Raw genomic sequence first — 22,838 nt, 5'->3', positions numbered from 1 at the left:
CACGACGCCGGGCGCCCCGCGCCGCCCCACGGCCGCGACGTGCGCTCCGACTTCGGCGAACCTCTCGACAGCGCGGGTCGCCCGCCCGATCACACTGTCGGGAGCCGAGGGTCACACCCTCAGCGGAGAGGGAACACCGTACGGGAGCCCGCTCGACGGCGACGATCACTTAACGTGACGTCCTCGAATGGGGAAGCCTACTCCGAACGACGTCGCACAGGCCGAGCCCTTAGCCCTCCGCGGCCATGCCCACGTGCGTACCCACGCCCTCCGCGGCCGCGGCGGCGAGGAGGGACGGCAGCAGCCCGGGGAACCGCTCTTCCATCTCGTCGATACGCAGCGTCACGTAACAACGAGTGCCCTCGCCCCGGACCTGTGTCAGGCCCGCCTCGCGCAGCACCTTCATGTGGTGGCTGAGGGTCGACTTCGCGACCGGCACCCGAAGGCTCCCCCAGCCGTGCTCGGCACCGTCGGCCAGCGTGCGGACAATGCCGATCCTGGTCGGGTCGCTGAGCGCGGCGAGCACGCGCGGCAGCGTCGCGTCGTCACGCGCGGAGGAAGCAGTCCGGTCCACCATCCTCACAGCGTAATCCACCTTCGGAACCCAGCGGACAAGGCCGGCGGGCCGCTTCTCGGGCCGCGTGGCACGTCCGGCGGACCGGTCCCGCGAGAGGGCCGGGACCGCGAACGCCCCCTCACAGGCCCGCGCTCACAGGCCCGCCCACTCGCCGCCGACCGCGAGGCCCCGGCGCACCCCCCGCGCCCTGCGCGCCACAGACGTCGACCGTCGGGCGCTCTGTGTCACGCGTCTCGGGGAACACGGCGCCGTCCCACACTGTTGAAGCGCGTATCAGAAAGGATGGCAACGTCGTGCACGGAGAATACAAGGTCCCCGGTGGCAAGCTCGTCGTAGTGGACCTCGAGGTGGAGAACGGCGCTCTGCGCGACGTACGGGTCGCGGGCGACTTCTTCCTCGAACCGGACGAGGCACTCGAAGCCATGAACCACGCCCTGGACGGCGCCCCCGACGACACCGACGCGGCAGGGCTGGCCGAGCGGATCAACGGCGCTCTGCCGAAGGGCACCGTCATGTACGGACTGACACCGGAGGGCGTCGGAATCGCCGTGCGGCGCGCGGTCGCCCACGCCACCGACTGGACCGACTACGACTGGCAACTGATCCACGAGGGTCCGCAGTCGCCCGCACTCCACATGGCGCTGGACGAGGTGCTCACCGCGGAGGTCGCCGCAGGGCGCCGGCCGCCGACGCTGAGGGTGTGGGAGTGGGCGAGCCCGGCGGTAATCATCGGGAGCTTCCAGTCCGTGCGCAACGAGGTGGACCCCGAAGCCGCCGAACAGCACGGCATCCAGGTCGTCCGACGCATCTCCGGCGGCGGGGCGATGTTCGTCGAGCCCGGCAACACGATCACCTACTCGCTCTCGGTGCCCGAATCGCTGGTGCAGGGACTCTCCTTCCAGGACAGCTACGCCTACCTCGACGACTGGGTGCTGGAGGCCCTCGGCGACATGGGCATCAAGGCCTGGTACCAGCCGCTCAACGACATCGCCACGGAGCAGGGAAAGATCGCCGGCGCCGCCCAGAAGCGCCTCGCGGGACCCGGCGGTGGTCCCGGCGCCGTGCTGCACCACGTGACCATGGCGTACGACATCGACGCCGACAAGATGCTCGACGTGCTCCGGATCGGCAGGGAGAAGCTCTCCGACAAGGGCACGAAGAGCGCGAAGAAGCGTGTCGACCCGCTGCGCCGACAGACCGGCCTGGCCCGCGAAACGGTGATCAAGGGCATGATCGCCTCGTTCCGGCAGCGCTACGGACTGACCGACGGCGCGGCCACGGAGGAGGAACTCGACCGCGCGCGGGAACTCATGCGCACGAAGTTCCTCTCCCCCGAGTGGACAGCCCGGGTGCCCTGACAGGTGGTCCACCGAACCCCTGACACCAAGGGGTTCCACGTCCTGCCACGCAGACGGGTGGCCGAGCGCACCCCCGGGCAGGCTCATGCACCACCACCACCGCTGCCCGGCTCGACTCACACGCCCACCTCGGAGTCGGCCGAAGGACGCTCGCTGGACCCCGATTCTCCATGTCGTAGAGGGGAGCGCCGCGCGATACTCGCTCTGTGGAATGGCGCGAGCAGGTACGAACGGCGGAACAGATCAGTGATTGGGATACAGCCATCTCGCTGGTGAGCGCTCGTGCCGAGTGCTACTCCGCAGATTGCCACGCGCACGACAATCATCTTTGGCATATGGATCTGCTCGTCCGGGCAGAGCGATTCGACCAGCTAGCCGAACTTGCGCCCACAGACGTCCACGCCCGTCGGCGACTCAACAGGTCGCTTCACGAGCGTGGGATGGACACAGCGCTGCGCCGCCGTGCCGAGGCCGGCGACAGTGGTGCCTTGTATCACCTCGTGCGTTTGCTGTGCGGGAAGGGCAAGCTTCGGGAGGCCAACGAAGCGGTTGAGTCTCTTGGTCCTGAGAACGAGTACGCGCACCGGCTCGTGGCCGACTTCCGAAGGGCCTCGGACGGCACTCGGTAGCTTTGCGCAACGGAGCGCGTCCGGGCCCGGGTCCGCGTATCGCCTGCGCTCAGGGCGTCCCGAGTGTGCGGGACTCGGTGGTCGGCCCGTTGGGCGGGCGCGCCGGTGTGCATACTGCTCGGCATGAACCTCTCGCCCTCCACACGCCTGTACGCGGCGTTCGCGCTGTCGCTCGCGAGCGTGGCGGGTGTCGGGGGCTACGCCGGATTCCGGCTGGCCGGCGCGTGGGGCTCTCTGACCGGAGCCGCGGTGGGGACGGCCGGGATGCTCCTGGGGGCGAAGATCGCAATGGCGCTCGCCGGCCTGCGGGTTGAGGATTCGGTACGCGCCGCCCTGGGAGACGGCCGTGCGGAGGGCACGGAGGACACCGTCCTGATGGGAATCTCGCTGTACAAGGCAGCTTCCTTCCCACTGACTCCGGGCGGCGTCAGCCCGCACGAGCGGCAGGTCCGCCGTACGGTCGCCTACCGGCTCGCCGCCCATGACGGCCTGCCCCTGGCGGTGAGAGTGGCGGCGGCCGAGGCACTGGAAGTGATCGATGAGAGCCGCGACGTGCAGCAGGCCCGGTCCGCGTTGAACGCACTGGCACTCGCGATCTACAACAGGCGCGGCGCAGTACACGACGACGAAGTGCACTGAGCTCAACGGCCGCGTCATCGGCTGGGGGGACAGCTACGACGTACTGCTCGGCGTCGCGTCGCCCACAGCGGTCCGACCCCAGTGGGGTGCGTGGCCGCTGTCGTTGGCGGGCTGGACCGTCGACCCGCCGTCATCCGAAGTGCCGCCGGGTATGTGATCACCGAGAAGATCCAGTCCCACCACGCGCGAGAACTCGACGACGTCCTCGGCGGGTTGCGCCGTCTGGCGGAGCCCCGCCCCCTTCCGCCGGGCGCGGCGAGTGAGGACCACAGCAACTGCTTGTGCGGTCGAACGCCCTGAGCGATCGNNNGGTTGCGGGAGGCAGGACCTCCCGCAACCGGCCGGCGCGACTGGCCTGGCGGCAGCGTCAGAACCACCCGGTGCACTCGATGGCGCCCCCCGGGCCGTTCGTTCCGCAGGCCCTCATGACGAGGCCGGAGTCGTTCCACTGGGTGGTGTACGCGTCGTTGCCCGTCGTGATGGTGGTGAAACCGAGCATCGGCGACCAGGTCCTGCCGCCGTCGGCACTGCGGTCGACCCAGATCTCGTCGCCCGGCGCACCGCCGGTGATACGTCCCCAAGCGCACTCGGTGGTGCCGTTGTAGCGCAGTTCCACCGTGCGGCCGAACACGGTGGTCGACTTGGCTGTCCAGGCTCCGGCGGAGTTGGGCTCGGTGCCGTCGCCGCACGAGGTGTTGTTCTCCGCGCCGGCCAGGGTGCCCCCGATCTCCGGGAAGTCACCGCAGGACGGTACATCCTTGAGCACCGCCGGCCCTTGCACGAAGAGGTTGCTGATCCAGCTGTGGTAGTCCGGCAGGAAGGACCAGACGTTGTTCACCATGCCGTCGACCGTGGCTCGCTCCCCCACACGTTGGCACAGCACCCGCACCTTCACGGAGATGCCGTTGCCGTTCGTGAAGTTGATGCCGCTGCCCGTGTTCGAGTTCTGCCGCAGGTTGGGCTGGCCCCATGTCTTGTGGAAGGAGCCGCGGCCGTCCCAGGACCAGACCATCGGCGTGACGTCGGCGTGCGGCCGGAAGGCGCCCTGGTAGCGCTCCCAGCGGGCACTGATGTCGTTGACCTGGATGTTCATGCCCGACTGCGGCGCCTCGACCATCTTGCCGTTGCCGAGGTAGAGCGCGACGTGCGTCGGCCCGAAGCCCTCACGTCCGAAGTACATGATGTCGCCGGGACGCAGGACGCCCGACCCCTGGGACTTGTGGAACTTGGTGTGCGCGTAGCCCGGCGCTTCGAAGGTGGCCTGAGTCGTGCGCTCGGTGATGAGGTCCCGGCCGGTCGCCTTGTACCAGGCCCAGCGCACGAGGCCGATGCAGTCGAAACTCCACAGCTCCGGGTCGGCGTAGGACTCCGGTGAGGTGTGGTCGATCTGCCCCTGGCTCGGACCCGGCACGCCCTGCGCGTGACCGCCGCCCCAGGCGTACTGCTGGCCGACGTACCGGCACGCGACCTCGACGGCAGCCTCCGCCGCCGGGCTCGCGCCGGACTGGAGCGGGGCGCATCCGGCTGCCGCCGCCGGAGCCGCCGTCACGGCCGGCAGGCCGAGACTCACCACCGTCACGAGCGCGGCCACGAGGAGCCGCAACCTGCGCCCCCAGGGACGCCCCTCCCGGCCTCTCGTTCCGGACGCTGCTCTTCTGGTTCTCCGGATGCTGCGGATTCCGTCGATCACGGCTCCCCCTGGGTCTGCGATGGTCTCCCCCGAACCTAGGGACCCAGCCTGCGCAGCGGTCCCTGACATCTGTCAGGACACGTCCGGTCGCCCTTCTCGTACGGTTTCCATGATCCGAACGCAAACCCGCAGGAGAGGAAGAATTCGACATGCGCAGAATGCTGCGGCGCACCGGTGCCCTGGCCTTCGCTGCCGTCACCGCGGCCGTGATCGCGACAGGTACCGCCCAGGCCAAGCCGGCCTCCGACTGGGCCGGTTGCCCGTACGGCGCGGTCTGTGTCTACCCGCAGAACCAGAACCCGGCCGTGTCGCCGAGCCACATCTACTGGACCTACGGCGCACACAACCTCAGCAACCAGGTCGGCAACCACTGGGTGCTGAACAATCAGTACGACGGCGCGGTGGTCGAGCTGTGCCTCAGCTACAACGCGAACGACTGCACGTCCTCGATCGCGGCGGGCCACGGCGAGTACCGGGACCTGAATCCCATCAACTCCCTCCACCTGCGCCCGCACTACAACTAGCGGCAGTCGGGGCGGGCGCCACCACGGGGCGACGGCACGGCACCCCGGAGGGGGCCTGTCAATCCGACTCTTCACAGGCGTGGGCCGATGTGAGGTCGCCCCATCGCTTGTCTCCAAGCACCTCGGCCTTCGTGCGGCGCCGGGCCCACCCCGGAGACAGATCTGCCGCACGTCGTCCGTTCCACAACGATCGAGGGGAAACACATGACGCGTACGCCGATCCGGAGAAGGGTCGCGGCGGTGGCCACGACCGCGTTGTTGGCACTCGGCACGGGAGCACTGTCGGCGTCGCCGGCCTCGGCGGCCCCCGCCGGCTGTCCGTCCGGCGCCGCGTGCATCTACGGGGGACCCGACGGCAGCGGTGGTGTGACCAACCAGTACTGGTCCCGAGGGGTTCACAAGCTCTACAACCAGGTTGGCGTCCACACCGTGTTCAACAACCAGACGGACGACTGGAAGTTCCAGCTGTGCCGGGGCTCGAACGGCGAGGACTGCGACTGGACCTTCTATGAAGGTGCCTGGACGGACCTCGACCTCACCCCGTTCAACTCCGTCATCGTCAGCCCGTAAGGTGTCGCGGCAGTCCCGGGAGAGAGTGGACCTCCCGGGGCTCACGCGTGTTCACGCTCCGGAGGCCCACCTGGCCCGCTCGTGGGCGCCACGGTGTGGAAGCCGCGCTGCGAGCCGCGTCCGCCGGGTGGTGGTCGCGCCCCCTCCCTGAAGGGGGTGGTCGCGGCTGGAAGCAGCCGTGTCCGGCCCGCGCCGTTTGGTTCCGTCGGCTTGCTCGGAACTCCGGGCTGCGCCTGAAGCACGGCCGGGCACACCGAGACAGCCGACTCGCTCCAGGCATCGGCGCGGGCGCACGGTGGGGCGGACGGGCCGGGGCGGACGGGCCGGGGCGGACTCGCGGCGGGGCGCCGCGCCTCGGCCGCCGCACGGCGAATTTAAATATGCATCTCGCATGCCAGTTTTGGTAGGCTGAGCACGCCCCCGGTTCCCCCCGGACCGGGGGCGCCTACTCCGTCGCAACCAGGAGGCCGTCGATGCCCCCGGCCCGAATGCCGCAGGTGCAACCGTGAACAGCTTCGCCGCACTCGTCCAGGAGGCAGGGACCTTCCTGTGGCTCGGCATGGTGCTCGCCATCTCGTTCCTGGAGGCACCGCTGAAATTCCGGGCGGAGGGGATCACCGTGCCGCTGGGTCTGGGCATCGGGCGCCTCGTGTTCCGCGCCCTGAACCGCGTGGAGCTGGCCCTCGCCCTGTTCGCGGCAGCGGCGGCGGCGGTGGCCCCGCCGGGTGGCTGGGCCATCGCCCTGCTGGCCGTCGCCGGGGTGATCCTCCTCGTCCAGGTCTTCGTGCTGCGGCCGAAACTGGACCGACGCGCCCTGCAGATCATCGCGGGCGCCCCGCTCCCCCGGAGCCGGGGTCATCTGACGTACGTCGGACTGGAGGTCGGGAAGGTCCTCGTCCTGGCCGCGCTCGGCACCGTACTCGTGCTGGAAAGGCTTTGACCATGGCGCCCGAACACGACCTTGCGGACCGCGACGACGTCTCACTCCTGGTCACCGAGTTCTATCGGCGAGCCTTCGCGGACCCGCTGATCGGTCCGCTCTTCACGGACATCGCGCACATGGATCTGCCCGCCCACCTGCCCGTCATGTGCGACTTCTGGGAGACGGTGCTCTTCCGGGCGGGCCTCTACCGGCGCAACGCCCTGCAGGTCCATGTTCAGCTGCACCGCCTCGCGCCACTCGAGGCCCAGCACTTCTCGCGCTGGCTGAGCCTGTGGAGCGGCACCGTGGACGACCTGTTCACCGGCGAGAAGGCCGAACTGGCCAAACGCCAGGCCGAACGCATCGCCGGATCACTGCTGCGCCGGGTCAACGGCACGGACAGCAGCGAGCTGATCACCATCCAACGCCGGGCGCCCGCAGTCTGAGCACCCGATGCGGCCCTCGTTCCCGAGTCGCTGCGCAGCCCGGGCCGGCGGGGTCTCCGAGAGGGTCGGGCCGGATCGCTTCGATCGGGGCGAAGGAGTTGCTCTCCCCAACTCGGCCGCTACATACGGTCGGCGCCGCTCCGGCGCGCGGTCCACCAGCCCATGAGGACCTGGGCCTTGTCGTCAAAACCTCGGTCGAGCAAGGACATTGGCGCGCGCAGCGTTATCAGGCGTCCATCCGACACGTGCACGGCGACCGTCCGGACACCTGCGGTCCTCCGGACCTCCATGCCGATGACGTCGCGCCACGCGATTTCACGGCGCCCGCCCCCACGGATGACGAGGCAGTCGTCCCGAAGCTCGACACGGTGGTGGGGCGGCAGGACCGGCACGACCACAGTCGCGAGCAGAGTCGCCGAGACCCAGGTCCACAACTCCCCCGAAGTTGGGCGCCCACCACTGGCCCCCACCAGCACGTACGCCAATACGATGCTCGCCAGACCCCCACCCAGCACGGGCGCGGCGATCTGCACCACTCCCAGCCGGAAGACGTGCGGCGCGCCACCCGCGCCGGCTGGGCTGTCGAAGCCGACAGGGTCGTTCATCTGGATCACCCATCACTGAAGTGGATCGACACGATCAACCCGCACCGGAGGTGAAACGTACAGCCGGACGGACAGGCCGTCGACCACGCACCGGTCCACCGGCCGGAAGAGGTCGCCCTGTGGCGAGGGACCTCGAGCCAGCGCAGACTCGAAAGTGGGGGATTTGCGGATCAGTGAGCGAGGCCTTGCCCGCCCACCAGGCCGAGGAGTGCAGTCATGCCCGTCCCGAGTGACGCGACAGCCGTTCGTCCCTTCCAGGTCGAGACCCCCGAAGAGCAACTCGCCGACCTGCGCCGCCGGATCGAGGCGACGCGCTGGCCCTCTCGGGAGCTCGTGCCCGACCGGTCACAGGGTGTCCAACTGGCGACCCTCCAGGCCCTGGCCGGCTACTGGACGGGCGAGTACGACTGGCAGAGATGCGCGGCGAGACTGAACGCCCTGCCGCAGTTCAAGACCGAGATCGACGGAGTGGACATCCACTTCATCCATGTCAGGTCACCTCACGAGGACGCGCTGCCGCTGATCATGACACACGGCTGGCCCGGCTCGGTGATCGAATTGCTCGACACCATCGGTCCGCTGACCGACCCGACCGCGCACGGAGGCAGCGCCGAGGACGCGTTCCACCTCGTGCTGCCGTCCCTGCCCGGCTACGGCTTCTCCGACGCGCCGACGGAACTCGGCTGGAACTCCGGCCGCATCGCCCTGGCATGGGCGGAGCTGATGAATCGCCTCGGCTACACACGCTACGTCGCCCAGGGCGGCGATGTTGGTGCCGACGTCACGGACACGATGGGCCGCCAGGGTCCCCAGGGACTGCTCGGCATCCACGTCAACCTGCTGGCGGGCGCGCTCGGCCTCAAGGGCCAACTCCCCAGTGAGTCCGAGGAGGAGCGCGCGGCGAACGCCGCGGTGGAGACGTTCACCTCGGACGGCTTCGGCTACTTCCTGGAGCAGTCCACCCGACCCCAGACCATTGGTCAGGCCCTGCTGGACTCTCCCCTGGCACTCGCCGCCTGGATGCTCGACCACGACACGGACAGCTACTACAAGATCTCCCGCGCGTTCGTCGAGGGCGAGCCGGTGGGCAATCTGTCGCGGGACACCGTCCTCGACAACATCACGCTGTACTGGCTGACGGGCACCGGGGAGTCCGCGGCCCGGTGGTACTGGGAGTTCGGGCGGTTCGTGGCGGCTGCCACCGCATCGGGCCAGGCTCCACCGCCGGTCACCGTCCCGGTCGCGTTCACCACGTTCCCCGGCGAGATCTGGGCCGCCCCGCGCAGTTGGGCCGAAGCGGTCTACCCCGGCCTCGCCTACTTCAACAAGGCCGACAGAGGCGGACACTTCGCCGCCTGGGAGGAGCCGGCGCTCTTCACGGAGGAGGTACGCGCCGCGTTCCGCCCCCTGCGCTGAGGTCTGGGCCGGCGGGCGGAGTCGGCGACGGCAACCGCGCTTGCACCGAGTGCGGCGGACCGGCCGGCCATCTCGCCGACCGGCAGCAGTGATCGCCTCGGGTCACGGCCTCGACGTCGCCCCAGCGGTCAGCGCTGCACGTCCAGGCGAACGACCGCGCCTATCTCGACGAGCTGATCGGGCAACGCAAGGTCGACGACGCCCATGACGGTACTGGTGGGCCGGTGGTCGCCGCAGTACGCGGAGTGCATGCGGGCCATCGTGTCGAAGTTCTCCCGCAGATTCCTGACGAGGACAGTCGTCTCGACGATCTGACCGCGACTGGCGCCGAAGAACTGCAACACCCGATCAAGGTTGTCGAACGTCGTCTGCACCTGGCGCTCGAAATCGCCCGAGCCTATGAAGGCTCCGGTCTCGTCGTGCGACACCTGCCCGGAGATGTAGAGCGTGTCACCGGCTTGGACAGCTTGGCTGTAGCCGTACAGATCCTCCCAGGGGACACCGAAGTTGAATTCTTTGAACGAGGCACTCACGGTTCCATTCCTCCTGTGGTCCGGTGGTCCCGACTCCGCTGGCACCACGAACGCCCGCGAGAGTCAGCCGTGCCGCAATCGTGCGACAGTCGCCTTGCCAGTAATTGCCGGGAGCTGTCACCTCCATGATGAAACAGTGACCGGCCCCGATCCACCTGGGCCGCGATCAGCATGGTTGACGAGGTGCCGCTGAAATTTCTCCGGCACGCGGTTCCTGGCTTCCCGATGATCAGCGAGACATCGCTTCGAGCGCGCTCGTCCGCCCGCGCCTCCCCGCAAGCGGGACACAAGTACGGCTTTCCTTCCGACGTGCCGTCCCATGCTCGCCGAGCAGTCGTTCCGTGGACAGCGCAAAATAGTGGTGTCGCTTGGGGCGCCTGCGCGTACTCAACCCTCCAGGCGATGTCGTCGTGACCGCATTGCGGATGCCGCTGACGCGATGGGGGTCCCAGCGCGAGTCCCAACCAGCGAAACCTGGACAGTTCCGCCCACAGGAGGCCCGAGGTGGATGACGATGCACGACTGCGCTCCTTGGCAGCCCGCGTACGCACGGCGGACGTGGTCGACGCGATGGGGCGATTCCATCGTCATCGATGCCACCTGACGGACCTGAGGAGTCCAACACCTGAGCGGCAGCTCTTCGGGCCGGCCGTGACCATTTCGTACCTGCCGTCATGTCGGCAGAACATGCCGACCGACCAATACAACTTCGCCGACCTTTTCAGCGAGGCAATTCGCGACAAAGGGCCTGGGCATGTGCTGGTGCTCGCGAGCAACGGCTATCCGGACACTTCACTCTGCGGTAAGGCCAAGTTGTCGCTGGTCGGCGCCCACGGGCTGGCCGGAATCCTCGCAGACGGCCGCTTGCGCGACTTCGCGGAACTCGCGGAGTTCGACTTCGCCGCCTATTGCCGAGGGGAAGCCGTGCGATGGGGCGGTGACGTGGTGACCCCGTTCGAGGCAAACCGTCCCGTGATGGTGTCGGGCGTGCTCGTCCGCCCCGGTGACTACGTTTTCGCCGACGCCGCCGGGGCGGCCGTCATTCCGGCCCCGGAAGTGCTGGCTGTGCTCGAAGAAGCCGTGAATGTGGTCAACGAGGAAGACAGCTTCGTGGAGATGAACCTGCCGACCAGGAACGACGGCGAACCGAGGTCTCGCCCCGGAGAGCAGGCCGCCAGGTAGTCTCACCGGAGGTACCGACGGTGGCAGCGCTGAGACTCCAACCGCCCGAACTGGTCGCCTACTTGGGCGATCACGTCACGTCGTGGGGCGGCTGACGGGCAACAGGGCCCTCCGCTCCCGGATAGCCTGGATCTGCCGGACATCTTCGCCCGCTTCCAGCGGTGGGCAGCATCGGACCCCAAGGACATCGGCCTGCAGACTGAGGACGTCCTGACCAACGGCATGCCCTGGGACCTCGCCGCCGCGGTCCACTTCCAGGTCAACCAACGAGCAGCCGGAAACGGCTCCTTGATGCGGGCATCCACGTCCGCGGTCCACTTCGCTCCCGCCGGCCGGGAAGCCACCATGGACGCCGCCCGCCGCATCGCCGCCCTCACCCACGGCGACCGCGCGGCGTGGGAAGGAACCGCGATCTTCCACGAACTCGCTCGCGTGACGTTCGAGAACACGGACCCCCTCACCGCGCTCCCTGACATCCTGGCCCTCGTCCACCCGGACCACCGCGACCGTTACGCCGTGGTCCTCGCGCCCGACTGGCACCCCGATGAGGCCACCGAGTTCAACGGCGCGGTATGGCCCTGCCTGGGCTCCGCCGTCTGGGCCCTGCGCACGACCACCAGCTTCGAAGACGCCCTACGCGCGGCGATCGACCTCGGCGGGGACACGGACACCGTCGCCGCCGCGACCGGAGGCCTCGCGGGGGCCTACTACGGGCTCGACGCCATCCCCGCCCACTGGACCCAGCCGCTTCATGTACCCCTCCCGGGCTTCGACGGTCAGATGCTGGACCTGGCCGATCTCCTCGACCTGGCGCACCGTCTCGGAGGCTGAACCGGCTCCTGCTCCGCGATGGCATCCCCAGGAGCTTCGGCCCTCCGCCGCGCCCACCTGGCCGGCGGCCTCGTAAGGATGACAACTCGATCGGCCTCGACGTCGAAGCCGATCACCGGTTGGCCTCGGACGCCCTCCGGATTCACGGGCACCACGCCCGGTACGGCGGCAGGGCCCGGACCGCGCGTCGCGGTCCGGGCCCTGCCCCGTACGGTCCGCCCCGCGGCGGAGGTACGTCAGCTCTGCGCAGCGTCGCCGCCCGCCTGCCCCGCGCCCTCGGCCCCAGCCACCTTCTCGCGCATCTTGCGCAGCAGCTCCGCCTTCAGATCAGCCGCACTCTTGCGGTCGAGGTTGCGGTGCGGGCCGTGGTTCTGCCGTTCGGTGCGGGAGAGTTTCTTGCGCTGGCCGCCACCCATGCCCACGGGATTGTTGATGTTCTTGCTCACGGTCACGGGTTCTCCCGGTGGTGATGTGAAGTGATCTACGGGTTCATCGGTGCAGGGCGGGCGGCGACGTCGAAGAACGTCAGCAGAGGCCCATCACGCTGTCACTCGACATTCGGCGCCTGGAAGAACCTGACAAACACGTTACCCGCTTCCGCCGGCCCCACAGACCAAGGACCTTTCCGCCCGCGGTGGCTTGTGGCGGCCGTGCCGCATCCTCCACGATCGCGTTCGGTCGCCCTGTTCGCGGGTGCGGCAGCTGCTGCGGACTGCCCACCACGGCGCTGGTGCCGGGCCCTGACGGCACAGGGTGCGCCTCCCCACCACGACGGCGCGGTTCGCGAGGGGCAGGTCGTGCACCGCGTGCTCCGTGTCTCAGCGGTGCGGCGGGACAGGCGCAGGTCAGCCGGCGGCAGGCAACTTCTTGGCTCCGGTGCGGTCCCGGCGGGCGAGCGCCCGCTGGACGAACGTGCCGCCGGGCGGGCGGTGCCGGCGCAGCGCGGCGCGGGCCGCGTTGGACCCCGGGGCGCCGTGCACGCCACCGCCGGGGTGTGCGCCGGCGGAGGCCAGATACAGCCCGCGCACCGGGGTCTCCGGACGGCCGCTGCCGGGCAGGGGACGGAAGAAGAGCTGCTGGTGCAACGCGGTCGTACCGCCGTTGATCGCGCCTCCGTGCAGGTTGGCGTCGAGGGACTGGAGTGTGGGCGGGGCGAGAATGCGGCGCGCACGGACCAGTGACCGGAAACCGGGAGCGAATCGCTCGACCTGGCGTTCGACGCGGTCGGCCATGACTTCCTGCTCGCCGGCGTCCCAAGCGCCGGTGAGCTTCTCGTCGCCGGCGTCGCCCTCGACGATCTGGGGGACGTGGGTATAGGCCCAGGCGGACTCGGTGCCGGCCGGGGAGCGGCCCGGATCGGAGGTCGTCATCTGGCCGAGGAGCGCGAAGGGACGGTCAGGGATGCGACCCGTCGCGAGCTGAGCGGCGAACCGGGTGAGCTCGTTCACGCCGTCGGCCAGATGCACGGTCCCGGCACGACGCGCCGCCTCGGCCTGCCAGGGCACCGGCCCCTCGAGTGCCCAGTCGACCTTGAAGGTCGCGAAGTCCCACTGGAAGCGTCCGAGGTCTGTGAGCAGTTGGGCGGGCAGGTGCTCCGGTTCCAGCAGCGCGCCGTACAGAGCAGGAACGGAGACGTCGGCCAGCACCGCGCGGTCTGCGGCGATCTGCTCCCCGTCGGTGGTGCGCACGCCCACGGCCCGCCCGCCCCGGACCACGATCCGGCTGGCCCGCTGCCCGCAGCGCAGCACTCCGCCGCAGGCTCGCAGCCGTCGGACCAGAGCCTCGGCGAGGGCGCCCGAGCCGCCGACGGGAACGGGAAAGCCGTAGGACTGGCCGAGCATGGCCATCAGCCAGCCGAACCCGCCGCTGCCTGCGGCTTCCGGCGCGAGATCGGCGTGGAGGGCGTTGCCGGCCAGGAGCAGCCGGCCGCCTTCGCCCTCGAATTCCTCCTCGCCCAGGCGCCGGACCGGCAGGGCCAGCGTGCGGGTCAGTCGCAGACCGCCGGCGGCGCGCAACCGGGCCGCCAGCCGGACCGTGGCCCGCACCGGCGGGAACGGTGTGAACAGTGCGTCGAGGATGTCAGGGCGGAGGTGTTCCCATGTCTCGTACAGGCGGTGCCACGCGGCGCCGTCCCCGACGCTGAAGGCGTCGAGGGATCGGGCGGTGACGTCGACGTCTCGGTCGAGGACCGCGCAACTGCCGTCGGTGAGGGGATGGGCCACGACGTGGGGCGCGTGGCTCCAGCGCAGACCGTGTTCGTGCAGCCGCAGTCCGGTCAGGACCGGTGAGGCGGCGGCGAGCGGGTAGAACGAGCTGAAGAGGTCACTCACGAACTCGGGGTCCACCGATCGGTCGTGCCGCACGGCGCCGCCGGGCTCGGGCTGTTCTTCGAGGACTTCCACGCTCCAGCCCGCGTCCGCCAGCAGGTTTGCCGCCACGAGCCCGTTGGGTCCGGCTCCAATCACTACCGCGTCAGGCATCGGCGCCACCTCCGTTCTGCACCCGTGCCGCGGGCGTCGTCGGGACGCCGTCGGTCCGTGCGCTGCGGGCGTCGGACTCGCACACCTTCGCCAGTCGGCCGAGCAGGGCCCGGTGGCGGAGCTGGGTCAGCATGTCCACGCCGGCGTTGTGCAGGCGCCCGCCGATCCCTTGCAGCGGATGTTCGTCCAGGATCACGAGGCAGTGCCTGCCCCATGGCCGCAGCTCGAAGGCGATCCGTGCCGTGCCGAGCGGGCCCGCCCGCGCCTCCAGCTCCAGCACGTCGGGCTCCCGGCAGCGCCGTACCACCGTCTCATTGGCCAGGCTGACGGGCCCCACACGGATCGAGTAGGCCACCTTCGCGCCCAGGCGAGGCCATTCCCCGGTCATCTCGCGGGTCGACGACGTGCCCACCACCCACTCCGCGTAGCGGTCGCCGTCGGCGAGGACGTCCCACACCGCCTGTGGACTCGCCTTGACCAGGCGATGTCGTACCGCCATCGTGCGCCTCCCGCGATCGCTGCCCGATGCTTCGCCGAGTTCCCTGATCGCCGGAGGTCAACCGCCGGGGGACGCGGGGTGCGGTGCCGATGAACCCGCCGTTGGTGGTCCTGGCCGGTCAAGCTGCCGGCCGCCCCGACGGGTCGGTCCCGGGGCCGACATTCTCGCCTGTGTCGCGGATGCCGATGCGCCGGTTCGTCGCCGCCCTCTTTGCAGCCGCCCCGGCGCTGCGGCGGTCCCGGGCTCAGCCGCACACGACGGCTCCCCTGTCGCCCATCCCGTCACGCAGCGCTACCGGGTCCGGTGCCGGACGGGGCCGCGCACCCGTGCGGCTCGGGCGAGCACGGCTGGGCGGGGCCGTGCGAGCCCGAGGCGGGACGGCTGCGGGCCGAGGCGGGGCGGCTGTTCCGGCCGGGCCGGCTGGGGCCTACGCAAGCCACGCGGCGATGATTCGTCGAGCGACGTCCTCGGGACGACGTTCAGCCAATTCCAGGCCGGGTCCCGAGGACAGGGCTCCTCCGGCAGCCCGCCCGCTTCCGTCCTGGCGGGCAGGGCCGCGCGCTAGCCGGGCCACAGTGGTCCGATCCGCGCGAGGGGGCTGCATGCTTCTACGCGGTGAAATCGTCGAGCAGCCGGGGGCCGTTGTTGCGGACGCTGTTGACCATCGGGGAGACGGGTCGAGTGGTGAGCCGGCCTTCGGCGGGCTGGCTGAGCAGGGCCCGCAGATCGTCCGGGTCCTGGTGGTGGGGGTCCAGCCACGCCTCGTAGTGGTCCGGGGTGAGGGCCAGCGGCATGCGCGGATGGATGCGGCCGGCGGCGTCGGTGGCCTCCGTCGTGAGGATGGTGCAGGTCGTCAACCAGGCGGCCGGGTCGTCGTCCTGCTTCACCTCCGGGTCGCGCCAGTACTCGTACAGCCCCGCCATCGCCATCACCTGGTCATCCTCGGGACGGATGAAGTACGGCTGCTTGCGCGTCTTCCCCGTGGCCTCGTCCTTGACCGGCTCCCACTCGTAGAAGCCGTCCGCCGGCAGCAGGCAGCGGCGTTTGACGAAGGCCCGGCGGTAGGCGGGCTTCTCGTGCACGGTCTCCACCCGCGCGTTGATCATCCGCGCGCCGGCCTTCGGGTCCTTCGCCCAGGACGGCACCAGACCCCAGCGCAGCGGTCGCAACTCCCGCTCCACCGATGCGGGATCATCCGCCCCTCGGCCGGCGCGCGCCAGCACGGCCCACACCTCGTCGGTGGGAGCGACGTTCCAACTTGGCGCCAGCGCCTCCTCGGGATGCCAGACGGTGACCTGGAACTGCTGGACGAGGTCCGAAGGACCGCGAGTGGAGGCATAGCGACCGCACATGCCTCCACCATTCCACAACGTGCACTTCTTCGTTGCGTGTCGCTACGGACAGCGAGGCACCGAGGTGTCTCGGGAGGCGGGTGAGTGCCAGGCAGGCGGTACCGCCGCAGGTTCGGCACGCTTCAGGGACGCTCCACCGGTCCCGCGGCGAAACGGCCGTCCCGCACAGCGCGGCAAGGGCTGCGCCACTCCCGCACCCCACACGAATGACACGCCGAAGTCCGGACGCCCCGGCATGGGAAATCGCCGATGCACCCTGGGCTACCTATTCTGTCCCGAATCGCCACCCGGCAGGGCGTCGGGCATTCGTTGTGAGGAGACGGCTCATGAGCGACGAGATCTGGGGCTTCCCCCCGACCATCAGCCATGTCGTGGGCACCGATCTGACCGGATATCAGGTCGAGGCCACCGACGGCAGCATCGGGAAGGTCGACAAGCACTCGGACGAAGTCGAATCCTCGTACCTCGTCGTCGACACGGGCGTGTGGATCTTCGGCAAGCACGTTCTGCTGCCTGCCGGCACCGTGACGGCAGTCGACCAGCTCGAGAAGAAGATCTTCGTCGACCTCACCAAGGAGCAGATCAAGCACTCCCCCGAGTTCGACAAGGACAAGCACCTCGGCAACGCCGACTACCACGCGGAGGTCGCCAACTACTACCTGAGCCACCGCGCCTGACCGCCCATCACACCGTCATCAGGAGCGTAGTCGCGAAGCGGCAGGTCGGGTGCGCTGCTGAGCAGGTGGCCGCCACCGGCGCCAAGGTCGTCCACAAGCCTGCCGGAGTCATGCCGGGATGAAGCTCGGCCACCAGGGCGGGACGTTGCCCGGGCAAGTCGAGGCGGGGTACGAGTCCGGCATCCCGAGCCATGTGACCAGGAACCAGGTGAACCACAACGTGACGATCAGCCCTGCCATCAGGGCTGTCGTGGGATGGCGTCTTCCGAGGGTGCCGTGCAGGACCACCCACGGAACCGCCGCAGCGATCCAAATGACAGGCGCGAGGAACAGCAACCCCATGCCGTTGGCTCCTGCATTGCTGCCGATGTCACAGGCAGCCCATGCCCTCCCGATCACAGCGATGGCCGCCACCGCGGTCAGCCCGCCGACAAGGACGCCGAAGCCGATTCCGCTGAACCAGCGGCTCGGACGGCTCGACAGTTCCACTCCCACGATCATCTCCCCGTCTCGCTCCGGACGCGGAGAGTACCAATGACCTGCAGCAAGCCGTAGGTCCGAGGTGGAGGCGCCTCGTCGATCGCGGAGTCTCTGTCTGATCAGTCCCAGTCGGACGCCGGCTGTTCGACTCGGCCGCCCGAGTGCGGTGCGGTGATGAAACCCACTGCGCCTTCGGGCAGTTCGGCAACGCAGTCCGAGGAGCACGCGCCGACCAGCAGAGGAAGCGTGTCAGTGGCCACGCGTAGCGAGATCCACACCTGGCGGAATCCGCCGTGTGCGATCGGGCCGTTGCAGACACTGCAGCGACGGACGGCCGTACTGCCCCAACGCCGGGGATCCAGGTTCTCCGGATCGAGGTCCGCGACGGAGTTCCGGGCACTCCGAAGCCTCGGGAAGGGCGGCCGCAGCTTCTCGTTGCCGAACAACGCGCGCGTACTCACCGTGCTCCGGGTCAGCTTCCGGCAACGGGTGATCTCGTAGGGGAACCAGTGCAGTCGGTACGAGGTGTACGGGGTGAATTCCTCCAGGCTCGTCATGGATCCGATCTCGGGCGGGATGCGGACCAAGTTGCTCCCGTAGAGCATCAGGTGTCTGACCGCAGTCAGCTTCGCGATACTGGGAGGCAGGGTGATGACCTGCCTCCGCTCCTCCGGGCTCAGCCCGGTGAGGGGACCGAACTCCTCACGCCCGTCGGCGGCGGCCTCGTCGACCAGTTCGAGCAGGTGCTGCCAGCCCGGCGCAGAGGTGTCCTGCCGTTCGGTGTGAAATCCGACGCGGGCTCGCGGGTTCGGCAGGGACTGGTCGAAGCACCTGCACGCGTCCTGGCGAAGCCCTTGCCGTTCCGGGGCGGGATCCGATGTGTCGCCCCAGCGGTTCACGAAAAGCCTCGGTTCATCCGCGTCCGTCATGGCATCAGGGTACGGAGCTGCTCCGGGCCGCATTGCGGCCGACCCGCCCCGTGTCCGCAGCCGACCCGGCGCCCGATCACTCGTGTGTCACCGACGAATTGCGCTGCGATCGACAGTCATACTCCGCAACAGCCTGTCCAGACCCAGCGCGGGAGTCGATCATGGTCATCGTCGCAGGACACATCGCCGTGGAACCGGAGCAGCGCGAGCCGTACCTCGCGGGCTGCGTCGGCGTTGTCGAACAGGCCCGCCGCGCGCCGGGCTGTCTCGACTTCGTCATCGCCGCAGACCTGGTGGACGTCGGCCGGATCAACATCTTCGAGCGCTGGGAATCGTCGGCGGCCGTCGAGGCCTTCCGCGGCAGCGGCCCCAGCGACCAGCAGAGCACTGCGATGCTCAGCGCCTCGGTGGCCGAGTACGAGATCGCGGACGTGCGCTCACTGACCTGAACGGATCGCCGCGCACACCGACCCGTACGGACGCACTGGCGCTCCGTGGGAGGTGCGCCGGCCGAAGGCACGGCCCACAAGCTGGTCCTGAGAGAGTGTCAAGTCCATCATGCCTGCTCGGAGGCCGTTTCGGTAGGACGGAGCACACGTCCGTTCGGCCTTGTCGGGGACAGCGTGTCACCCGCAGACTCGTCGTCATCCACTCTCCGGCTGCGTGCCGGCATCCGCTCACGGTTGCCGGTGCGTTCGCTGCGCTGTCCCGTCGTTCGACGGGCGCGGCTCGGGAGTGGGCGAGCGAAGGGGCATCATTGGATCAGGACATGGTCATGCGGGCGAGGGTCAAGCTGCTCAGCGCGAACCGCAGGGTGGTGCGCGGCACGGAAGGGCTGCGGATCTACCGCCTTCTCACACAGGTCGCACCGGAGGTGTACGGCTCGAAGCTGGCGTACGTCCTGGTGGAGGAGGCCACCACCTCCCCCCTGGTACGGGAGCTTCCCGAACAGCGGCTGGCTCTGCTGGACGAGGCAGTGTCGGTCGCGACGGCCCTGGCAGCGGCGAATCCGTTTCGGGGGAAGGTGCTGGCGAGGGCACTGGCCGCCAGACAGCGGGAGTTGGCCGCCCGACCGGCGAAGTAGACGATTCGTCGCGCACTGATCGCGGAGCCTCGATGCGGGCGCTCCGACCCGTGGGCCGACCGCCGCCCATGGCCCGACTCCCCCGCCGGACAGGCCGGGCCGCCTGGTCTCCTGTTCGACTCAGGCGGCACCGCTCGCCGGCCGGCGGCTCGGCCCAGGAGCCGGCCATCGATTGAACGGCAAGGCCACACCCACGCCCGCGTGGGTGTGGCCTTGCCGTCGGCTCCTCGGCCGGTGTCCGTCGTCCCCGGTCAGCGGACGGACGCTTCGGACGGGGCGAGAACCACGCAGTGACGCGCCCAGGTCTCGGGTTCGCCCGGCAGCGCTCGCCGCCTTGGCCCCAGTGCTCCGTGAGCAGCGGATGAGTGAAGTACAGGCCCGGCATGACAAGCTGTCCCTTCCATCGTCCCGCCCCAGGAGGTCACCATGACTGCAGAGTCTCCATCGCCCGAAGGTACGGAGCCGGTCGACGACGAGGCCCCTGCCGTTGCGCCCGAGAACGACAGCCAGGACGACCTCAAGCGCAAGTTCCGGGAAGCCCTGGCGCGCAAGCGCGGCATGCAGGCGGACGCCGCCGACCTCGGGGCGAACAGCAACAAGTCGAAGATCCACGGCGCGCACGGCCCGGCCGCGAGCCAGAGGTCGTTCCGCCGAAAGAGCGGCGGCTGATTCCGAGGACTCCTCGCACAGGAGGCTTCGGGCGCGAGCCGTGCGGCCAGGCGACGACTGCGAGGGCAGGGAGCGTGCCCGTCGCCCCGACATCACGGAACTCGATCGCTCCGGCACCGCGCCGCTGACCCTCCCCGCGAGGGCGGCGGCGGTTTCGCGTCCATCGATGGCGAGAGCCAGGGCGACAGTAGGATCAACGCCGTGAGCGGCTCACAGCACAGCGCGACGAGTGGACGGCCGGGGGGCTCCGAGCCCGCGGATGCCTTGCGGCTGCTGACCATGAACACCCTGTTCACCGGCGATGTCCCGGCGCGGCTGGGTGCCCTCGGCGCGGCGATCGACCAGTCAGACTACGACATCGTCTGCCTGCAGGAGGTCATGTTCCGCCGCAATGCCCGGCTGATCCGCCGCGCCGCTCCCGCGTACCGGCACTTCGCCCACTCGGGCACGGCCCTGCTCAAGGGTGGCCTGGTGCTGCTGTCCCGATGGCCGATCAGTCGATGCCGGTTCCTGCCGTACCCGGTGACGGGCCCGGTGCGCGGCGAACTCCTGATGCGCAAAGGTGCCCAGCTCGCGTTCGTCGACACCCCGGCCGGTGAACTGGCGGTCGTGAACACCCACTTGTCCGCCAACCGTGACGACGACTGGTCGCCGACCAACCGGTACACGCGGATCGCGAGTGCCGAACTGGCCAGGCTCACGGAGCTGATCGCGGCCATCAGCCCCTCCCTGCCGGTCGCCGTGGTCGGCGACCTCAACGTCCCGCGCGATTCAGCGGCGCTCGCCGGGTTCTTGACCGCTGCGGGGCTGCGCGACATCCTCGCCGACGACACTCGTCCGACATACCGGCCCACACCCAGGTGGCCGTCGCCGCCGGCCTTGGACCACGTACTGGTCCGGCCCGCAACCGGCGAGACGCTGACCGGCAGCGCCGACTTCGTGTTCCAGGACAAGGTGACGCTGGGCGACGGCCGCCAGGCCTACCTGTCCGACCACTACGGCGTGCAGGCGCGGCTGCTCCGGTCGGGTTGACGCGGAGACCGGCGCCACGGACCAGGACACTCCCCCATCGCGTACCCACACGGTCAGCGGTGGGATCCGGGCGGGGCCGATGTCCACACGAACCGGGGGAACCTGCAACGGGGCCGGTCGGTGATTTCTGAGGGGATTGTCGTGGAGTGGTCGAAGGGACTGCTCGGATTCGCCGCCGGGCTCCTGCTGGCGGTCACCACCGCACCGGTAGGCGTCTCCGGAGCGGTCTTCCTGCTGCCCGTCCAGGTGAGCGTGCTGGGCGTGCCGAGCCCGGCCGTGACACCCACGAATCTGCTCTACAACGTCGTGGCCGGCCCTGGTGCCCTCCTGCGCCACTGGCGGGCCGGGCGACTGGGCGGGCCGCTGACGCGCCTGCTCGTTGCGGGGACCGTCCCCGGCGTCGTCATCGGCGCCGTGATCCGCGTATTCGCCGTTCCCGGTCCGCAGGTCTTCCGTCTCCTCGTCGCGGCACTGCTGCTGCCGCTCGGACTGTGGCTGTGGCTTCGCACCGTACGCCCGGCACCACCGAGCACCCACGACCAGCCTTCACCGCGTACGACGACGTCACTGGCCCTGGCGGTCGGTATCGCCGGGGGCATCTACGGAATCGGGGGCGGCTCCCTGCTCGGCCCGATCCTCGTCGGCCGCGGCACCCCCATCACCGCCGTCGCACCGGCGGCGCTGGCCTCCACCTTCGTGACCTCCGTCATCGGCGCGGCCACCTATGCGCTGCTCTCCCTGGCCACCACGGGCGCCGTCGCCCCCGACTGGCTGCTGGGCCTGTCGTGCGGAGCCGGAGGACTCCTGGGCGGTTACCTCGGCGCACGCCTCCAGCCGCACCTGCCCGAAACCGCCCTCCGGCTGCTGCTCGGCACGCTCGCCACCGGCGTCGGCGCACTCTACGCAGCTCAGATCCTTGCCTGATCGCGCTGCGTCCATTCGCCGCACGGCAGCCAACGGCACTCGGGCTCCGGTCCAACTTCCTTGGGGCCCCACGCTCCATGGCGTGCCGGAACCGGACGGCCCTTCGTGACCCGCTGACAGACCTGTTTGGGATCATGCCCGCATGGACTTCGAACTCGCCCCGCCGATCGGTGTCGGCCCATTGCGGATCGGCATGACCCGGCGCGCGGCCAACACGGCGCTGGACTCGCTCCGCGATGTCTCTGCGATCTCGGAGTCTGATCGGCCGGGGCAGCACGTCTTCCGTCCCAGCGGGCTGATGTTCAGCATCCACTGCATGCGCGACAGGCTTGAAGCCATCGAGTTGGGAAGTCCGTCGTCCCGGACGGACCGAGTGCTGTTCCACGGTGTGGACGTGTTCACGCTTCCGGCCCGCGAGGTGGTGCGGCGCATGGGTGAGGTCACCTCGATCGAGGAAGACCCTGACGACGATGCTTCATTCATCGCCCCGGACTTGCTGCTGAGCTTCTGGCGTCCGTTCGCAGCCGACGACAATCCCGAGGAAGAACAGGGCTACCACTTCAGCTCGGTCCTGCTGGCACGGCCTGGCTACTACGACACCCCGGGTCAGGCTGCCGAGCGACTCCGGCAGGGCTCCTGACGGGCCCGCCGGGAAGGCGGCGGTGAACCGACGCCTCCGCCGGGGCGCCGAGTGCTCGACCCCCGGCCGGCATCCCACTGTCGGGACCTCACCGGTTCAGCGTAGTCAGGCCTCCGGCCGGGCGAGCCGGGATGCCGCGGCCACCTGCAC

26 protein-coding genes and 1 pseudogene are annotated in these 22,838 nt (G+C 69.6%); 17 read left to right on the top strand and 10 right to left on the bottom strand.

Annotated features, from left to right (window positions below):
• Positions 1 to 229: 229 nt before the first annotated feature.
• Positions 230 to 577: an ArsR/SmtB family transcription factor gene (locus IE265_RS35610; RefSeq protein WP_190039914.1), complete on the bottom strand. Its 348-nt coding sequence runs from the start codon at positions 575 to 577 to the stop codon at positions 230 to 232.
• Positions 578 to 870: 293 nt separating this feature from the next.
• Between IE265_RS35610 and lplAB the strand changes: the two genes are divergently transcribed.
• From lplAB to IE265_RS35595, 3 genes are all read left to right on the top strand, one after another.
• Positions 871 to 1,935 (top strand): lipoate-protein ligase LplAB, encoded by a 1,065-nt coding sequence (lplAB, locus tag IE265_RS35605; RefSeq protein ID WP_190039913.1) that lies wholly within the window; start codon positions 871 to 873, stop codon positions 1,933 to 1,935.
• 335 nt (positions 1,936 to 2,270) lie between these two features.
• A complete protein-coding gene (locus IE265_RS35600; protein WP_229916926.1) occupies positions 2,271 to 2,564 on the top strand; it encodes a hypothetical protein in 294 nt (97 codons plus the stop codon).
• A 123-nt stretch (positions 2,565 to 2,687) separates the two neighbouring features.
• Positions 2,688 to 3,203, top strand: a complete 516-nt coding sequence (locus IE265_RS35595) for a hypothetical protein (protein ID WP_190039911.1) — start codon at positions 2,688 to 2,690, stop codon at positions 3,201 to 3,203.
• A 367-nt stretch (positions 3,204 to 3,570) separates the two neighbouring features.
• Here IE265_RS35595 and IE265_RS35590 read toward each other — a convergent pair whose 3' ends face one another.
• Entirely contained in the window at positions 3,571 to 4,794 is a 1,224-nt protein-coding gene (locus IE265_RS35590; protein WP_190039910.1) for an NlpC/P60 family protein, read from the bottom strand.
• A 248-nt stretch (positions 4,795 to 5,042) separates the two neighbouring features.
• Between IE265_RS35590 and IE265_RS35585 the strand changes: the two genes are divergently transcribed.
• From IE265_RS35585 to IE265_RS35570, 4 genes are all read left to right on the top strand, one after another.
• Entirely contained in the window at positions 5,043 to 5,417 is a 375-nt protein-coding gene (locus tag IE265_RS35585) for a hypothetical protein (RefSeq protein WP_190039909.1), read from the top strand.
• A 204-nt stretch (positions 5,418 to 5,621) separates the two neighbouring features.
• The gene (locus IE265_RS35580; protein WP_190039908.1) at positions 5,622 to 5,987 is read left to right on the top strand and encodes a hypothetical protein; all 366 of its coding nucleotides are present in this window, start codon (positions 5,622 to 5,624) and stop codon (positions 5,985 to 5,987) included.
• Between the two features lie 505 nt (positions 5,988 to 6,492).
• Positions 6,493 to 6,927, top strand: a complete 435-nt coding sequence (locus IE265_RS35575) for a hypothetical protein (protein WP_229916925.1) — start codon at positions 6,493 to 6,495, stop codon at positions 6,925 to 6,927.
• A 2-nt stretch (positions 6,928 to 6,929) separates the two neighbouring features.
• Positions 6,930 to 7,355 carry a group III truncated hemoglobin gene (locus IE265_RS35570; protein ID WP_190039907.1) on the top strand — a complete coding sequence of 142 codons (426 nt, stop codon included), beginning with the start codon at positions 6,930 to 6,932 and terminating at the stop codon, positions 7,353 to 7,355.
• A 119-nt stretch (positions 7,356 to 7,474) separates the two neighbouring features.
• Here IE265_RS35570 and IE265_RS35565 read toward each other — a convergent pair whose 3' ends face one another.
• Positions 7,475 to 7,969, bottom strand: coding sequence for a hypothetical protein (locus tag IE265_RS35565; protein WP_190039906.1), 495 nt, complete (start codon positions 7,967 to 7,969; stop codon positions 7,475 to 7,477).
• Between the two features lie 207 nt (positions 7,970 to 8,176).
• On the opposite strand from IE265_RS35565, the gene IE265_RS35560 reads away from it, so the two are divergent.
• Entirely contained in the window at positions 8,177 to 9,376 is a 1,200-nt protein-coding gene (locus IE265_RS35560; protein ID WP_190039905.1) for an epoxide hydrolase family protein, read from the top strand.
• Between the two features lie 128 nt (positions 9,377 to 9,504).
• Here the strand turns inward: IE265_RS35560 and IE265_RS35555 are convergent, their stop codons facing one another.
• Positions 9,505 to 9,909 (bottom strand): RidA family protein, encoded by a 405-nt coding sequence (locus IE265_RS35555; RefSeq protein WP_190039904.1) that lies wholly within the window; start codon positions 9,907 to 9,909, stop codon positions 9,505 to 9,507.
• Positions 9,910 to 10,413: 504 nt separating this feature from the next.
• Between IE265_RS35555 and IE265_RS35550 the strand changes: the two genes are divergently transcribed.
• Positions 10,414 to 11,091: an RraA family protein gene (locus tag IE265_RS35550; RefSeq protein WP_229916924.1), complete on the top strand. Its 678-nt coding sequence runs from the start codon at positions 10,414 to 10,416 to the stop codon at positions 11,089 to 11,091.
• Between the two features lie 126 nt (positions 11,092 to 11,217).
• Positions 11,218 to 11,922: pseudogene (locus tag IE265_RS35545) on the top strand (ADP-ribosylglycohydrolase family protein); the annotation flags it as partial.
• Positions 11,923 to 12,158: 236 nt separating this feature from the next.
• On the opposite strand, the gene IE265_RS35540 reads toward IE265_RS35545, so the two are convergent.
• From IE265_RS35540 to IE265_RS35525, 4 genes are all read right to left on the bottom strand, one after another.
• Positions 12,159 to 12,374 carry a DUF6243 family protein gene (locus IE265_RS35540; RefSeq protein ID WP_190039903.1) on the bottom strand — a complete coding sequence of 72 codons (216 nt, stop codon included), beginning with the start codon at positions 12,372 to 12,374 and terminating at the stop codon, positions 12,159 to 12,161.
• A 393-nt stretch (positions 12,375 to 12,767) separates the two neighbouring features.
• On the bottom strand, positions 12,768 to 14,402 hold the full coding sequence (locus IE265_RS35535) for a phytoene desaturase family protein (RefSeq protein ID WP_190039902.1): 1,635 nt from the start codon (positions 14,400 to 14,402) through the stop codon (positions 12,768 to 12,770).
• The gene (locus IE265_RS35530; RefSeq protein WP_190039901.1) at positions 14,395 to 14,901 is read right to left on the bottom strand and encodes an SRPBCC family protein; all 507 of its coding nucleotides are present in this window, start codon (positions 14,899 to 14,901) and stop codon (positions 14,395 to 14,397) included. The genes IE265_RS35535 and IE265_RS35530 overlap by 8 nt, the downstream gene beginning before the upstream one ends.
• 608 nt (positions 14,902 to 15,509) lie before the next feature.
• On the bottom strand, positions 15,510 to 16,253 hold the full coding sequence (locus IE265_RS35525) for an SOS response-associated peptidase (RefSeq protein ID WP_190039900.1): 744 nt from the start codon (positions 16,251 to 16,253) through the stop codon (positions 15,510 to 15,512).
• A gap of 326 nt (positions 16,254 to 16,579) precedes the next feature.
• Here IE265_RS35525 and IE265_RS35520 point away from each other — a divergent pair, with 326 nt between their 5' ends.
• Complete coding sequence (locus IE265_RS35520) at positions 16,580 to 16,930, top strand: PRC-barrel domain-containing protein (RefSeq protein ID WP_190039899.1); 351 nt, start codon at positions 16,580 to 16,582, stop codon at positions 16,928 to 16,930.
• Between the two features lie 108 nt (positions 16,931 to 17,038).
• Here the strand turns inward: IE265_RS35520 and IE265_RS35515 are convergent, their stop codons facing one another.
• Together IE265_RS35515 and IE265_RS35510 are read right to left on the bottom strand one after the other, a co-directional pair.
• Complete coding sequence (locus IE265_RS35515; RefSeq protein ID WP_190039919.1) at positions 17,039 to 17,419, bottom strand: hypothetical protein; 381 nt, start codon at positions 17,417 to 17,419, stop codon at positions 17,039 to 17,041.
• A 110-nt stretch (positions 17,420 to 17,529) separates the two neighbouring features.
• Positions 17,530 to 18,339 carry a leucine-rich repeat domain-containing protein gene (locus IE265_RS35510; protein ID WP_229916923.1) on the bottom strand — a complete coding sequence of 270 codons (810 nt, stop codon included), beginning with the start codon at positions 18,337 to 18,339 and terminating at the stop codon, positions 17,530 to 17,532.
• 161 nt (positions 18,340 to 18,500) lie between these two features.
• Between IE265_RS35510 and IE265_RS35505 the strand changes: the two genes are divergently transcribed.
• The 6 genes from IE265_RS35505 to IE265_RS35480 all read left to right on the top strand — a co-directional run bounded on the left by IE265_RS35505 (position 18,501) and on the right by IE265_RS35480 (position 22,688).
• The gene (locus IE265_RS35505; RefSeq protein ID WP_190039898.1) at positions 18,501 to 18,788 is read left to right on the top strand and encodes a putative quinol monooxygenase; all 288 of its coding nucleotides are present in this window, start codon (positions 18,501 to 18,503) and stop codon (positions 18,786 to 18,788) included.
• A gap of 308 nt (positions 18,789 to 19,096) precedes the next feature.
• Entirely contained in the window at positions 19,097 to 19,423 is a 327-nt protein-coding gene (locus IE265_RS35500) for a hypothetical protein (RefSeq protein ID WP_190039897.1), read from the top strand.
• Between the two features lie 426 nt (positions 19,424 to 19,849).
• A complete protein-coding gene (locus tag IE265_RS35495) occupies positions 19,850 to 20,092 on the top strand; it encodes a DUF5302 domain-containing protein (protein ID WP_190039896.1) in 243 nt (80 codons plus the stop codon).
• Between the two features lie 201 nt (positions 20,093 to 20,293).
• Entirely contained in the window at positions 20,294 to 21,124 is an 831-nt protein-coding gene (locus IE265_RS35490; RefSeq protein WP_190039895.1) for an endonuclease/exonuclease/phosphatase family protein, read from the top strand.
• A 141-nt stretch (positions 21,125 to 21,265) separates the two neighbouring features.
• On the top strand, positions 21,266 to 22,048 hold the full coding sequence (locus tag IE265_RS35485) for a sulfite exporter TauE/SafE family protein (protein WP_190039894.1): 783 nt from the start codon (positions 21,266 to 21,268) through the stop codon (positions 22,046 to 22,048).
• A 142-nt stretch (positions 22,049 to 22,190) separates the two neighbouring features.
• Complete coding sequence (locus IE265_RS35480) at positions 22,191 to 22,688, top strand: hypothetical protein (RefSeq protein WP_190039893.1); 498 nt, start codon at positions 22,191 to 22,193, stop codon at positions 22,686 to 22,688.
• Positions 22,689 to 22,838 lie beyond the last annotated feature (150 nt).

Origin of the sequence: Streptomyces fructofermentans, from assembly GCF_014651055.1 — a bacterium.
Lineage (GTDB): Bacteria > Actinomycetota > Actinomycetes > Streptomycetales > Streptomycetaceae > Streptomyces > Streptomyces fructofermentans.
Note: the sequence above shows the minus strand (reverse complement) of the source record. Positions and strands in the feature narration are given on the sequence as shown.